The sequence below is a fragment of the Pseudomonas sp. NPDC089396 genome, from assembly GCF_044749545.1.
Classification (GTDB): Bacteria; Pseudomonadota; Gammaproteobacteria; order Pseudomonadales; family Pseudomonadaceae; genus Aquipseudomonas.
In genome coordinates, this window is record NZ_JBIVIC010000007.1 from 156,352 (window position 1) to 169,632 (window position 13,281).

The 13,281-nt window shown below is 65.7% G+C and carries 12 protein-coding genes; 8 read left to right on the forward strand and 4 right to left on the reverse strand.

Going from position 1 to position 13,281, the window contains the following annotated elements; translation table 11 throughout:
* Positions 1-121: 121 nt before the first annotated feature.
* Positions 122-844 (forward strand): FadR/GntR family transcriptional regulator, encoded by a 723-nt coding sequence (locus ACIPZB_RS15195; RefSeq protein ID WP_400641171.1) that lies wholly within the window; start codon positions 122-124, stop codon positions 842-844.
* A gap of 7 nt (positions 845-851) precedes the next feature.
* On the opposite strand, the gene ACIPZB_RS15200 is transcribed toward ACIPZB_RS15195, so the two are convergent.
* A complete protein-coding gene (locus ACIPZB_RS15200; RefSeq protein WP_400641173.1) occupies positions 852-1,283 on the reverse strand; it encodes a multidrug/biocide efflux PACE transporter in 432 nt (143 codons plus the stop codon).
* Positions 1,284-1,540: 257 nt separating this feature from the next.
* Here ACIPZB_RS15200 and ACIPZB_RS15205 point away from each other — a divergent pair, with 257 nt between their 5' ends.
* The 4 genes from ACIPZB_RS15205 (at position 1,541) to ACIPZB_RS15220 (ending at position 7,424) form a co-directional block, all read left to right on the forward strand.
* Positions 1,541-3,286, forward strand: coding sequence for a hydantoinase B/oxoprolinase family protein (locus tag ACIPZB_RS15205; protein ID WP_008090900.1), 1,746 nt, complete (start codon positions 1,541-1,543; stop codon positions 3,284-3,286).
* Between the two features lie 13 nt (positions 3,287-3,299).
* Positions 3,300-5,384: a hydantoinase/oxoprolinase family protein gene (locus tag ACIPZB_RS15210; RefSeq protein ID WP_400641176.1), complete on the forward strand. Its 2,085-nt coding sequence runs from the start codon at positions 3,300-3,302 to the stop codon at positions 5,382-5,384.
* A 132-nt stretch (positions 5,385-5,516) separates the two neighbouring features.
* Positions 5,517-6,473, forward strand: a complete 957-nt coding sequence (locus tag ACIPZB_RS15215) for an AraC family transcriptional regulator (RefSeq protein WP_400641178.1) — start codon at positions 5,517-5,519, stop codon at positions 6,471-6,473.
* 96 nt (positions 6,474-6,569) lie between these two features.
* On the forward strand, positions 6,570-7,424 hold the full coding sequence (locus tag ACIPZB_RS15220; protein WP_400641180.1) for a LysR family transcriptional regulator: 855 nt from the start codon (positions 6,570-6,572) through the stop codon (positions 7,422-7,424).
* Between the two features lie 6 nt (positions 7,425-7,430).
* On the opposite strand, the gene ACIPZB_RS15225 is transcribed toward ACIPZB_RS15220, so the two are convergent.
* Together ACIPZB_RS15225 and ACIPZB_RS15230 are read right to left on the reverse strand one after the other, a co-directional pair.
* A complete protein-coding gene (locus tag ACIPZB_RS15225; protein WP_400641181.1) occupies positions 7,431-8,327 on the reverse strand; it encodes a DUF2950 domain-containing protein in 897 nt (298 codons plus the stop codon).
* Positions 8,324-9,970, reverse strand: a complete 1,647-nt coding sequence (locus ACIPZB_RS15230) for a DUF3300 domain-containing protein (protein ID WP_400641183.1) — start codon at positions 9,968-9,970, stop codon at positions 8,324-8,326. Before ACIPZB_RS15230 ends, ACIPZB_RS15225 begins: the two co-directional genes overlap by 4 nt.
* A gap of 158 nt (positions 9,971-10,128) precedes the next feature.
* Between ACIPZB_RS15230 and ACIPZB_RS15235 the strand changes: the two genes are divergently transcribed.
* A complete protein-coding gene (locus ACIPZB_RS15235; protein WP_400641185.1) occupies positions 10,129-10,506 on the forward strand; it encodes a VOC family protein in 378 nt (125 codons plus the stop codon).
* Between the two features lie 79 nt (positions 10,507-10,585).
* Positions 10,586-11,305: a TorF family putative porin gene (locus ACIPZB_RS15240; RefSeq protein WP_400641187.1), complete on the forward strand. Its 720-nt coding sequence runs from the start codon at positions 10,586-10,588 to the stop codon at positions 11,303-11,305.
* A gap of 15 nt (positions 11,306-11,320) precedes the next feature.
* Here the strand turns inward: ACIPZB_RS15240 and ACIPZB_RS15245 are convergent, their stop codons facing one another.
* Positions 11,321-12,208 (reverse strand): LysR family transcriptional regulator, encoded by an 888-nt coding sequence (locus tag ACIPZB_RS15245; protein ID WP_400641189.1) that lies wholly within the window; start codon positions 12,206-12,208, stop codon positions 11,321-11,323.
* Positions 12,209-12,434: 226 nt separating this feature from the next.
* On the opposite strand from ACIPZB_RS15245, the gene ACIPZB_RS15250 reads away from it, so the two are divergent.
* Positions 12,435-13,274 carry a MaoC family dehydratase N-terminal domain-containing protein gene (locus ACIPZB_RS15250; protein WP_400641191.1) on the forward strand — a complete coding sequence of 280 codons (840 nt, stop codon included), beginning with the start codon at positions 12,435-12,437 and terminating at the stop codon, positions 13,272-13,274.
* Positions 13,275-13,281 lie beyond the last annotated feature (7 nt).

Here is a 13,281-nt window from a genome sequence, read left to right on the forward strand (position 1 = left end):
GCTCCCACAGGGATTGCACACGCGATTGCCTCTGTGGGAGCCGGCTTGCCGGCGATAGGGCCGGTACTGCCTCAGGGGTGCTATCATCCCTGCCCGTCCCGATGGATCGCCCCCGCCCCACATGAACTACCGCCAGCCCACCTCGCGCAAAAGCATGCACGCCACCCTGGTCCAGGACCTGGGCCTGCAGATCGTTTCCGGCCAACTCGCGCCTGGGCAGAAGCTGCCCGCCGAGGTCAGCCTGTGCGAAGCCTACGCGATCAGCCGGCCGGTGTTCCGTGAAGCGATGCGCGCGCTCACCGCCAAGGGCCTGGTCGAAGCCCGCCCCCGCGTAGGCACCCTGGTGCGTCCGCGCCACGATTGGCACATGCTCGACCCCGACGTGCTGCACTGGCTGATGCAAGCCACGCCGCAGCAGGAATTCTTCAACACCCTGTCCAGCGTGCGCTGGGTCATCGAACCCGCGGCCGCCGCGCTGGCCGCCACCAACGCCACCCCCGCCGACGTCGCCTCGATCAGCGAGGCCTATCAGCGCATGGAAGCTGCCCGCAGCCACGAAGAACGGCTGCAGCCCGACCTCGACTTCCATTCGCGCATCGCCGACGCGACCCACAATGACCTGTTGGCCTACCTGTGCAACATGCTGTCGATGGCGCTGCGCGAATCGGTGCGCTACTCCAACCAGCGCGCCAACTTCGACGAACTGGCCCTGCCGCGGCACAAGGCGATTCTCACTGCCATCCAGAACGGCGACGCCCTGGGCGCCCGGCATGCTTCACTGGTGCAACTGGAAGACGCACGGGTGGCCTTGAGCAAGGTGCTGGGGCAGGACCCGATCGGCTAAGGTCGCTTCAAGCCGCCAGCCGACGCTGCAGCACGAAATACCGAACCCGGTCGAACGCCCAGTTGTACAGCACGGTGTAGGGCAGGATGACGACGAAGAAGCCCAGCTCGACCATGAACGCCTGCCACAGCGAAATCTCCAGCATCCACGCCGCTACCGGCAAGCACCACACCACCAGCCCGGCTTCGAAACCCAGGCCATGGATGAACCGCGTGGTGGCCTTCCAGTGGATACGTTCGGTCTTCACTACACGGTCCACCAGCGCGTTGTAGAGCATGTTCCACAGCATCGCGATCATCGACAAGGTGACGGCCAGCGCACCGGCGGTGGCCAGCGACTTGCCCATTACCCAGGACAACAGCGGCGCACAGAGCAGCACGGCGAACACTTCATAGCCAACGGCATGGACCAGGCGCTCGGTGAAAGAAGTCTTTTTCATTGCAGATTCCATCATGTGATTACGTCGTGGTTCACATTTTCTTTGATGGAACTGATACCCGCGACATAGCTCCTATCGATTTTATCTATACCTGTGCGCTACGCGTCCGCAGCGGTGGCTGCTGATTGGTGCGTGCGCGCAAACGCAACAACGGGTACACCCAACGACAAGTCAGCGTTCTCCTTCCCCCGTAGCCTGTCACCACAGGTCGCCAGCGGCGGCCTCACCCAAAAACACAAGAAAAACCTCGGTGACCTATGAATTCAGTTGACCCGATTACCCTGGCGGTCGTGCGGGGTGCGCTGGAGACGGCGCAGCGCGAGATGACCCTGACCCTCGAAAAGACTGGCCGCTCCAGCGTGTTCAACCTGGCGCACGATTACTCCAACTCGCTGTTCGACCACCTGCCGGAGATGATCCTGCAAGGCCAGGACATCCCGATCCACCTGGGCTCGCTGATTCCGGCGATGAAATGCGTGGCCGGCTTTTTCGGCGACGACATCGCTGAAGGCGATGTGATCTACCACAACGACCCGGCCTACAAAGGCAGCCACATCCTCGACTGCTGCATGTACAAGCCGGTGTTCTACCAAGGCGAGTTGGTGTTCTGGACCGTGTGCAAGGGCCACCTGACCGATATCGGCGGCCCGGTGCCGGCCGGCTACAACCCCGATGCCAAGGAGATCTACGCCGAGGGCCTGCGCATCCCGCCGGTCAAGCTGTGGGAACGGGGCAAACGGCGTGAGGACGTGATCAACTTCATGCTCACCAACATGCGCGCCCGCCCCTATCAGGAAGGCGACCTCAACGCCCAGTACGGCGCCTGCAAGGTCGGCGAACGCCATTTGCTCGACCTGCTCGACAAATACGGTGTGGCGCAGGTGCGTGCGTGCATCGCCGAGTTGAAGAACATGGCCGACCGGCATATGCGCGCACTGCTGCGTGACGTACCTGACGGTCACTACAGCGGCACTGCGGTACTGGAAGATTCCGGGCATGGGCTGGGCGAGCTGGCGATTACCGCACACGTGGAAATCCGCGGCGAAACGGCGCACGTGCGCATCGAAAGCCCGCCCCAGGTGCCCTACTTCATCAACTCCTACGAAGGCAACTCGGTCTCGGGCGTGTACCTGGGCCTGATGATGTTCGCCCAGGTCGCGCCGCCCTATAACGAAGGCCTGTACCGCTGCGTGAGCGTGGATGTCGGCGCCAAGGGCACCTTGTGCAACGCGGCCGAACCCGCCCCCCACGTCAACTGCACCACTACCCCGATGGAAACCCTGGCCGATGCCGTGCGCACCGCGCTGGAACAGGCCTCGCCGCAGCGGGTCACCGCCTCCTGGGGGCACACCAGCGGCATCAACATCGCCGGCCATGACCCTCGCCATGGCAACAGCGAGTACGTGACCATGGTGCTGGCCTCGATCATCTCCGGCGCAGGCGCCAACCAGGTGATGGATGGCTGGCATGCCTGCGGGCCGCTGTGCTGCTTCGGCGCCTTGATGAGCGGTGACATCGAGCTGCTCGAACACGCCTACCCGATCCTGATCCACCGCTACAGCCTGATGGCCGACAGCGGTGGCGCCGGCGAATACCGCGGCGGCTCCGGCACGCGGCTGGAGATCGAACCCTTGGACCACGCCATGACCGTCGTCGGCTTCGGCGAGGGCCGCCAACTGCCCACGGCAGGTGCCGCAGGAGCACGCAATGGCCTGCTGCAACCCAAGCTCGGCCGGCTGATCCACCGCCATGCCGACGGCCAGGAAGACCATTACCTGCAGAACCCGATGCTGACCCTGCAACCCGGCGAGCGAATCATCAACATCAACCCAGGCGGCGGCGGTTACGGCGACCCGCTGCGCCGGCCGGTGACATCGGTACTCGAAGACCTGCGCAATGGCCTGGTGTCCCCCCAGGGCGCAGCCCTGGACTACCGCGTGATCGTCGACGCCGACGGCCACCTCGACGAAACCGCCACCCACGCTGCCCGCGGCCAGCTCTGACCGGAGATCCAACATGCGCAACCAATATCGCCTGGGCATCGACGCCGGCGGCACCTTCACCGACTTCATCCTGGCCGACCGTGACGGCGGCGTGCAATTGTTCAAGGCACCTTCCACGCCGCACGATGGCACCCTGGCGATCCGCGCCGGGCTGGCGCAGATCGCCGACGCCACCGGGCACAGCCCGGCCGAAGTGATCGCCAACTGCGACCTGTGCATCAACGGTACCACCGTGGCCCTCAACGCGCTGATCGAACGCACCGGCGTCAAGGTCGGCCTGCTGTGCACCGAAGGCCATGAGGACAGCCTGGAAATCCGCCTGGGCCACAAGGAAGAAGGCCACCGCTACGACGCCCACTACCCGCCGGCGTTCATGCTGGCGCCGCGGCACCTGCGCCGGCCCATCGGCGGGCGGATCCTGGGCGATGGCCGCGAGCACAGCCCGCTGGACGAACAGGCCGTGCACCAGGCCATCGAGTATTTCCGCGCCGAGGGCGTCGAGGCGGTGGCCATTTCGTTCCTGTGGTCCGTGCGCAACCCCAGCCACGAGCAACGCGCCGCCGAACTGGTGCGCGCCGCGCTACCTGGCGTGTTCGTCTGTACCGGTGTCGAAGTGTTCCCGCAGATCCGCGAATACACCCGCACCTCCACCACCGTGGTCAACGCCTACCTGAGTCCGGTGATGGCCCGCTATGTGGCGCGCATCGACGCGCTGTTCGAGGAACTCGGTGCGCACCAGCCGGTGCGCTACTTCCAGTCCAACGGCGGCCTGGCCCCCGGCCACCTGATGCGCGAACGGGCGGTCAACGCGATCAACTCAGGCCCGGCGTCGGCACCCCAGGCCGGCCTGTCGGTGGCCAGGCCATTCGGCATCGACAATGTCATTACCGTGGACATGGGCGGCACCTCGTTCGACATCACCCTGACCAACGCCGGGCGTACCAACTTCAGCAAGGACGTGGACTTCCTGCGCCAACGCATCGGCGTCCCCATGATCCAGGTGGAAACCCTCGGTGCCGGCGGCGGCTCCATCGCCTCGCTGGACACCCTGGGCATGCTCCAGGTCGGCCCGCGCAGCGCCGGCGCCACGCCGGGGCCGGTGTGCTACGGCAAAGGCGGTACCGAGCCGACGGTGACCGATGCCAACCTGGTCCTGGGCTACCTGCCGGACGGGGCGCTGCTGGGCGGCAGCATCCGCCTGAACCGCCAGGCCGCGCTGGAGGCCATTCGCAGCAAGATCGCCGAACCACTGGGGATCAGCGTGGAGCGCGCCGCCTTCGGCATTACCACCCTGGTCAACCTGAACATGGTCAACGGCATTCGCCGGGTCTCCATCGAGCGTGGCCACGACCCGCGTGACTTCGCCCTGATCGGTGCCGGTGGCGCGGCCGGCATGCATGTGGTGCGCCTGGCCGAGGAAATCGGCATGCGTACCGTGCTGATCCCCAAGGTCGCGTCGGGCTTGTGCGCCTTTGGCCAGATTCTGTCCGATGTGCGCTACGACCAGCTCACCAGCCTGTCGATGCGCCTGGACGCGGCGCATGCCGACCTGCCGTTGCTCAACCGCACGCTGGCCGATCTGCGCCAGCAGGGTATGGCGAACCTGCGCGAAGACGGTTTCGGCGATCAGGCCAGCAGTTGCCACTACACCCTGGAGATGCGCTACGCCGGGCAGATCCACGAGTGCAGCGTGGAGTGGGAGGCTGACGCGCTGGACAGCACCGGCCTGGGCGCACTGATCGAGGCGTTCCACCAGCGCCACCAGACGCTGTACTCCTACAGTGAGCCGGGCAGCCCGGTTGAGCTGGTCAACCTGGAGTGCTCGGTGATCGGCCACCTGCCACGCCCGCCCCAACCGCTGCTGCAAGGCCCGGCCGAAGTCCCCGTGGCAGTACCGGACAGCCAGCGCCCGATGCGCTTCAGCGCCGAAGGTGATTGGCAAGCCACGCCGGTGTTCAATGGCAATCGCCTGCTGCCGGGGCAAAGGGTGCACGGCCCTTGCGTGATCGAAGAGGACACCACCAACATCGTCGTGCCGCCGGGCTGGCAGGCCTGCCTGGAACCGTCGGCGACCTACCGGCTGACACCCGTCGCCTGATACAGTGGTCGGCGTACAAAGCCGCCCGGAAGCCTCGCGCTGCCGGGCGGCTTGCACAATAACAAGAGCTGCTTGAGTAGCTTGCCTGCAGTTCCTTTTTTCAATGCTGCCCTCTTTGAAAAAGGACCGATGATGCCGACAGAAATCTCGACCCACAGCTGGGCTTTGCCCGAGCGCCAGGCGCGCTGGGCCGAAGCCGTCAGTGACACCTACTTCCCCTTGAGCCTGGCGTTCGCCGCCGAGCAACCCTTCGATGGCCATCTGCAGCGCTGGAGCACGCCCAGCACGCCCTGCAGCCTGTCGCGCCTGCGCTCGAGCCGGCTCGGCTATTCGCGCAGCAAGGCGCAGATCGGCCAGGACCGCGAGGCGTTCTACCTGGTCACCGTGCCCAGCCGCAGCGAGGTGCACTTCGAGCAGGACGGCCACCAGCTCAGCTGCCGCCCGGGCGGCTTCATCGTCGAGCGCGGCGATGCACCCTACCGTTTCCATTACGGCGCCGAAAATGACCTGTGGGTGCTCAAGCTTCCCGAAAGTGCCCTCAAAGGCCACCTGCGCGGGCACCGGCGTTACACCCGCCATTGTTTCGATGCCACCCAAGGCCTGGGGCTTATCTTCGTCGAGCAGCTGGACCTGTGTGCCCGGCACTTCGATGCCAACCCGCAGGCTGCCCGCCACCTGTTGCTGGAGCAGGCCATGGCCACCTTGCTGCTGGCGCTGCAGCAGGACGAACGCGTGCTTGGCAGTGAAGGGTCCAACCTCAGCACCCTGCACCTGACCCGGGTCGAGCACTACGTGCTGCAAAACCTCGCCGACCCTGAGCTGTCGCCGCAGGCTATCGCCAGCGCCTGCGGGCTTTCACTGCGCTACCTGCACAAGCTGTTTTCCAGCACTGCCTACACCCTGGGCGAATGGATACGCCAGCAGCGCCTGGAGGCGGTGCACCGGCAGCTGCGCGACCCGCAATGCCACCTGCCGATCGGCGAACTGGCGTTTCGTTGGGGCTTTGCCGACCAGGCGCAGTTCACCCGGGCGTTTCGCCAGTACTTCGGCTGTACCGCCCGCGAGGTGCGCGCAGCCTCCAGACACTAACGGCGCAAGGAGGCGCCAGCGCCCATCGGGTGCTTCCCATTTGCTTTGATGGAACTGATACTCGTGGCATAGCTCCTATCGGTTTTATCCATACCTATGCGCTACTCGCCCGAAGCCCTCGTCGCCTTTGTCGAAGCCGCCGCACTCGGCTCGTTTTCCGCCGCGGCCCGCAAGCTGCGCAAAAGTCAGTCGACCATCAGCATCGCCATCGCCAACTTCGAGGCCGACGTGGGTTGCCCCCTGTTCGACCGCGACGGCCGTCACCCCACGCTGAATGCGGCCGGGCGCCAGGTGCTGGGGCACGTTGAAGCGATACTCGATGCCAGCGCTCGCCTCGATGCCCTGGCGGTGCGCCTGGCCGGGCAGGTCGAGCCGTTGGTGTCGGTGGTGATGTCGGACAGTTACAGCGTGACGTCCCAAGGGGCTGCGATGAGCCTTTTCGCTGAACTGTATCCCCACACCGAACTGCGCTGGGGGCCTTCCGAAGACGCCGATGTGGTCGAACTGGTCCAGCAGGGCCTGGCGCAAATCGGCATCCTTGCCGCACAGCAGCATTACCCCGCCGATGTCAGGGTGGCGCGTTTGCCTGAACAGGCCGAGTTCAAGCTCTACGTGAGCTGCGATCACCCCTTGGCGAAACAACCGATGCTGCAAGCGGAGGATCTGCAAGCCGAGCGCCAGCTGTACATGAAGACCTACGCCCCCAGCCTGCACCATGGCCGTGGCCAGGCCTGGTCGGCACCGGACTACCTGACCCTGCTGGAGTTCGCAGTACGAGGCTTTGGTTGGGCAGAACTGCCCACCGCGCTGGTGGCGCGCTTTGGCAGTGGCCTGGTGGAGCTGCCGGTGGCGGGCTACCCGAGGCGGGTCGCCATGGACGTGGCCTGGTCACGGCAACGTGCACTGGGGCCCGCCGGGCAGTGGCTTCTGGGGCAATTGCTGGGGCGCTAGCGCGGCTCAATCGTTGCCGTCCTGGTTCACCTCTTTCCAGCTGTCGTCCGGGTCGAAGCGCTTCATGGCCTTGGCCAGCTTGTCGCCTTGCGGGCCCAGGTCTTTCTCGAACACCTGGCCATCATGGCTGATCATGAAGCTCATCACTCCGGTGTCGTTGTACTTGGCCGGCCAGGCGACCAGGGCAAAACCCCGGCTCATCTGGTTGCCGATCAGGTAGCTGTAGGCGCCACCCGGGGCCGAGGGGCCTTGGCCATCGAGGATGCGGAAGTGGTAACCGTACCAGTCGTCCCCCACCACGTCCTGGCCGAACAGCGGACCCAGCGGGCTGACCTGGCCATCCGCCTCGTCTTCCCAGAACAAGCCGTCGTGCTTGCCAGGGGTGCTGAAGATCTGCTGGGCATATTCCAGCGCGCCGTTGCCGTTACGGTCCTGCGAGGCGTAGTCCATTTGTGCATCGTGGTAGGCCAGCACCGATTGCAGCGCACCCAGTTCGTTGCGCCCAATGCGCCGCGCGCGGATCTCGGCACTGCCGGCCTTGAGGTCGAAGTGCCAACCGTTGGCGGCCTTGGTCAGTGGGATGGGCAAGGTCCAATGTTCGCTGCCCACTGCCAGGATAGCCTTGGCATCGCCTTGATTTTCGATCTGATGCTGCTGGTGGTACTGCTGCAGGAATGCGTCCACATCGCTGCGCTGCACGCCTTCGCGCGGAATATAGGTGCGCCAGTCTTCACCGAACAACTGCGCCAGGCGGGCCTCGTCGGCCTTCTCCGTGCCCAAGGCGGCGACCAGGGATTCCACGGCTTTTTCGGGTGTCGGGAACGCCTCCTGGGTAGCGGCCCAGCACGGCCACGTCATCGCCATGGCCAACATCAATGGGGCGAGCATGCTCATGCGTTTCATCGACGGCCTCCTCCCCCACCACCGCGACGCGCGGGCGCGCTGGGCCTGGAAATGGTATGCCCTGCCGCACGCGAGGTATTCGGCCGCTGGGCGAGGGTCTGGCTGGTGCGGCCGCGATTGGCCTGGGCCGTGGTCCGCGAAGGCGAACGCACGCCGTCGAAGGCATTGTTGCGTGCACTGCCGGCGCTGCTTCTGGGCCGGTCTTGCAGCTTCTGACGCGCCTGGCCGTCACCTTGCCGGCGCTGGCTGACCTGGGAATTCTGGTTCCTGGCCTGCACGTTCTCGCGGGTGGGTCGGGTGTTCTGCTGGCGGTCCGTCGCGCGCGGTCTTTCGGTCTGGGTCTCACGCACCCGGTCGCGGGCTTCGCGATTGCTGGTGGCTGGCCGCTCGATACCTGCCCGGTCCATCGACTCACGGGCGCGGGCGCGCGCGTCGTTGTCGGCCGTGGCCGGCCGCTCGATGCCGGCCCGGTCCATCGAAGCACGGGCGCGGTCGCGCGCCTCGCTGTTGGTCGTGGCCGGCCGCTCGATGCCTGCCTGGTCCATCGAAGTCCGGGCGCGGTCGCGCGCCTGGGCACGCTGGGCATCGTCGCCACGGAAGGCCGCGCGCTGGCTGGCGCCGTCGAGCTGGCGACCATATTGCTGGCGGCTGAGGTTGTCGCGGTAGGGCACGCCATCGCGGTGTACCGCGTTGTGCTGCCACTTGCCCTGGTTGTTGCCGATGCGGTTGTTGGCATTGATGTTGTTGTAGCGGTTCACGTCCACGTCGATGTCGTGGTCATCCCAGTCGCAGTCGCCCCAGAGCGAGTTGACGATCGCAACGCCGGTGCCGAAGGCCAGCCCCGCCATCAGCGCGGTGCCGGCGGTATACAACGGTGACGGCGGGTAGTAGGCCGGCGGCGACGAGGGGTAGGCCCAGGTGCCGTAGGTGGTGGTGGGGTTGTAGCTGGGCACGTACACCACCTGTGGGTTGGCGGGCTCGATGATGATGGTCGATGAGCTGCTGGCCGGGGCACTCGTCGAACTCGCGCCGCCGGATGCCGCGGGAGCGGGTGCCGGCGCGGCTTGAACCGTGACGTTCTGGTACTGGTTGCTCTGCAAGTTGCCAGCAGCCTTCGCCTGTTGCCGCAGGCGCTGCACCGAAGCCATCACATCGTCGGGCTGCGCCAGGAACGCGTCGCCCATCCGTTGCACCCAGACCGGGTCCTGGCCGAGCAGCACCAGCACCTGCGGGAACGCCACCAAGGATTGCACGCTCGGGTCCCAGGTCTGCTGCGCCACTTGCTTGACCGCTTCATCGCCCTGGGCCTTGGGGTTGGCCTTGGACCAGGCCACGGCTTCGGTGACTTCGCCAGGATAGGTGGATGCCATCAGCACCTGGGCCAGCAGCGAATCGGGGTACAGGGCAATGGGCGCCATCATCTGGTCCAGTTGCTCCTGATTGAACACGGTCTGTTTGGGCGCTGGCGCCTCGGCAGCCGGGGCCGGGGCGGGAGCTGGGGGTGTGACTGGAGCTGCAGCTGCAGCTGGGGCTGCGGTTGTTGCGGGTGCTACAGGTGTCGCAGGGTCTCGCGCCAGGAAGTAGCTGGCAACGACACCCAGGCCAAGCACACCCGCCACGACGTAGAGCAATGGCTTGCGCATCACAGTTCCCCTCGGGGCCTTACCGCGTGGAATTTAAGGTTAGCAAAGGCTGAGCTTTCCACACGACGGCCATCACAGTTGTCGAAAGCCTCGCAGGGTGCACTATCATGGCCCGGGCCGGACTGCGCTACGTCAGTCCCCCAAGCCTGAGGTTGCCAATGATCGATCACCTGGACCATCTGGTGCTCACCACCTGCGACGTGGATGCCTGCACCGACTTCTACACCCGGGTACTGGGCATGCAACTGGAAACCTTCGGTGCCGGGCGGCTGGCACTGCGTTACGGCCACCAGAAGATCAACATCCATGTACGCGGCCAGGAGTTCGAGCCCAAGGCCCACCTGCCCGTGCCTGGCGCACTCGATCTGTGCTTCATCGCCAGTGTCGACCTGGATCAGGTGATCGCCCATCTGCAGCACGCCCAATGGCCGATCCTGCAGGGGCCGATACAACGCACCGGTGCGACCGGGCCGATCCTCTCCGTCTATGTGCGCGACCCGGACCTCAACCTGATCGAAATCGCCCAACCGCTTTGAGTCACACCCCACGGTTTGCCCTGCTGGCCAACCCAGGTATGCTGGGTCGCTCAAGTGCAAGCCTTCCAGGACGGTGACCATGACCAGGCCCCTGCTGTTGCTGAGTGCCGCCCTGCTCTTCAGCCCGACGCTGCTGGCCCAACAGATCCAGCGTCAATTGGGCGACTTCGATTTCAAGCTCGGCACCACCGCTTCGCGCACCATGGCCCAAGGGCTGATCTCGCCGAGCGCAGTCGGCGCCTTCCACGGCGGCCTCGACCTCAGCCACCCAAGCGGCTGGTACTTTGGCCAGTACGCGCCGAGCATGGGCGTGACGCCCGATTCCACCCTGCGCCTGGACAGCTACTTGGGCTACAAGCATCACTTCGACAGCACCCTGGGCTACGAGATGGGCCTGATCCACTACAGCCAGCCGAACATCGAAGGCGCCGACAGCTATGCCCTGTACGGCGGCATCTCGGTCCTGGGCAGCCGCTTTGGCGGGGCCTTGCGCGACACCCCCGACCACCGCACCGGCACCCTGTTCGCCGACCTCGGCCAACTGCCGCTGTTCGACGTCGACCTCACCGTCAAGATGGCCCACCATCGCCTGGGCACCCCTTTCACCATCGGCGACGGCAGCCAGGTAAGCGGGTTTTCCGACTGGTCGCTGGAGCTCTCGCGGCCGTGGCTGGGGCTTGACCTCAACCTGATCTACAGCAACTCCGACCTCGGTGGCGGTGGCTGCGAGGCCTATGCGGGCATGAATACCTATTGCCAGAGCATGGTGACGTTCAAGGCCCAGCGCAGTTTCTTCTAGCGGCCCAAATGCGCTTCAGGCCTGCGGCATCAAGGTCGCGATCAACGCCCGCACCGTGCCGGGCAAAGCCTCCAGCTCCCGCACCAGAATGCTCCGTTCCCGTACTGCCCAAGGCTCATCGAGGCTGATGGTGACCAGGTCCATGGTCTGGCTGTGCCGCAGCGCCGCCGACTCGGGAATGATGCCGATCCCCACCCCCGCCTCCACCAGCCGGCAGATGGCCTCGAAGCTCGACAACTGGATGCGCAGCGACAGGGTCATGCCCATGCGCTCGACATGGTCGCGCAGAAAACTCAGCAAGGTGCTGCCGTCGTGCAGGCCGATATGCTGGAAATCCAGGGTCTGCTTGAAGGACACCCGTTGGCGTGCCGCCAACTCGTGCCCGGCCGGCACGATCAGCACCAGGCGGTCGGTGCTGAAGTGCATCACCTGCAGGCCACTGGCTTCCACGGGCCCGGCGATGATGCCCATGTCGGTGCTGCCATCGAGCACGCCGCGCACGATGTCCCGCGACAGCCGCTCCTGCAGGTCGACCGTGACCCCCGGGCGTTGGGCGAGAAAGCCGGCCAGCACTTCGGGGAGGAATTCGGTCACCGCCGTGGTGTTGGCGAAGATGCGGATATGCCCGGCCGAATCGGTGCCGAACTGGGTGAATTCGGCTTTCAGGTAGTCCACCTGGCGCATGATCAGGCGCGCATGGGTCAACAGCTTGTGCCCGGCCGGGGTCAGTTCGACGCCACGGCTGTCACGGTACAGCAGGCGCGTGTCGAGCTGCGCCTCCAGCGCCTTGATCCGCGCACTGGCGGCGGCCGGCGACAGAAACGCCCGGCGTGCGCCCTGGGTCAGGCTGGGTGACTCGCCGATATGAATGAAAAGCCGCAGGTCTGCCAGGTCGAAATGCATTGGGGCTCCGGTTGTGGCCAATGGCCTCATCGCCGGCAAGCCGGCTCCCACAGGTATGAAGCACACCGCCGTCACTGTGGGAGCCGGCTTGCCGGCGATGAGGCCCGTACAGGCAAAAAACGGCGTTCAGCATACACGAACGCTGCTTCACACAAATGCAAATTCACAGAATGCCAAACAGCTCGCATGATCCAGTGCATAACAACAAATGCAGAGGCCAATGGTTATGACTGCCACGCAATCCCCCACGGATTACCGTGCCTGGCTCGGCCGCACGGAAGAAGCCGTCGATGAGCTCAGCCGCAACCTGATCAAGCGTATCGCCGCCACCTTCGGCGAGACCGCGCCCGCCGTCGGGCAACCGTTGCCACCGTTGTGGATGTGGTGCTTCTTCCAGGAACCGGTGGCCGAAGCGCAACTGGGCAGTGACGGCCACCCGGCCCGCGGCGGCTTCCTGCCCCCGGCCGACAACCGCAACCGCATGTGGGCCGGGGGCCGGGTCGAGTTCATCGCCCCGCTCAAGGTGGGTACCGAGGCCCATCGCCTGTCGACCATCGTGCACATCGAGGAAAAGCACGGCCGCACCGGCGCCTTGCTGTTCGTCACCGTGCGCCATGACTATTCGCAGCACGGCCAGCTGTGCGTGCGCGAAGAGCAGGACATCGTCTACCGCGAACCCAACCCGCCCAAGCGCAGCAGCGCGCAAGCCGCTGAGCCGGCCGACTGGAACGAGGCCGTGGCGCCGACGCCAACCTTGCTGTTCCGCTACTCCGCCGTGACCTTCAACGGCCACCGCATCCATTACGACCAACCCTACGTCACCGCCACCGAAGGCTATGCCGGCCTGGTCGTGCACGGCCCCCTGATCGCCACCCTCAACCTGCGCGCCTTCATTCGCGCCAACCCCGGCAAACAGGTGCGGCACTTCGCCTATCGCGGCGTGCGCCCGCTGACCTTGCCCACCCCCTTCGAAGTGGCCGGGCGTATCAGCGCGCCGGGCCAGGCCCAGCTGTGGGCCGGCAATGCCGATGGCGTGGCACAGAGCGCCGAAGTGCTTTTCGACTGAAACCAGA

Excerpts from the sequence above, each read along its gene's own strand:
- ACIPZB_RS15195 (WP_400641171.1), top strand. The coding sequence starts at position 122 with ATGAACTACCGCCAGCCCACCTCGCGCAAAAGCATGCACGCCACCCTG.
- ACIPZB_RS15200 (WP_400641173.1), bottom strand. The coding sequence starts at position 1,283 with ATGAAAAAGACTTCTTTCACCGAGCGCCTGGTCCATGCCGTTGGCTAT.
- ACIPZB_RS15205 (WP_008090900.1), top strand. The coding sequence starts at position 1,541 with ATGAATTCAGTTGACCCGATTACCCTGGCGGTCGTGCGGGGTGCGCTG.
- ACIPZB_RS15210 (WP_400641176.1), top strand. The coding sequence starts at position 3,300 with ATGCGCAACCAATATCGCCTGGGCATCGACGCCGGCGGCACCTTCACC.
- ACIPZB_RS15215 (WP_400641178.1), top strand. The coding sequence starts at position 5,517 with ATGCCGACAGAAATCTCGACCCACAGCTGGGCTTTGCCCGAGCGCCAG.
- ACIPZB_RS15220 (WP_400641180.1), top strand. The coding sequence starts at position 6,570 with ATGCGCTACTCGCCCGAAGCCCTCGTCGCCTTTGTCGAAGCCGCCGCA.
- ACIPZB_RS15225 (WP_400641181.1), bottom strand. The coding sequence starts at position 8,327 with ATGAAACGCATGAGCATGCTCGCCCCATTGATGTTGGCCATGGCGATG.
- ACIPZB_RS15230 (WP_400641183.1), bottom strand. The coding sequence starts at position 9,970 with ATGCGCAAGCCATTGCTCTACGTCGTGGCGGGTGTGCTTGGCCTGGGT.
- ACIPZB_RS15235 (WP_400641185.1), top strand. The coding sequence starts at position 10,129 with ATGATCGATCACCTGGACCATCTGGTGCTCACCACCTGCGACGTGGAT.
- ACIPZB_RS15240 (WP_400641187.1), top strand. The coding sequence starts at position 10,586 with ATGACCAGGCCCCTGCTGTTGCTGAGTGCCGCCCTGCTCTTCAGCCCG.
- ACIPZB_RS15245 (WP_400641189.1), bottom strand. The coding sequence starts at position 12,208 with ATGCATTTCGACCTGGCAGACCTGCGGCTTTTCATTCATATCGGCGAG.
- ACIPZB_RS15250 (WP_400641191.1), top strand. The coding sequence starts at position 12,435 with ATGACTGCCACGCAATCCCCCACGGATTACCGTGCCTGGCTCGGCCGC.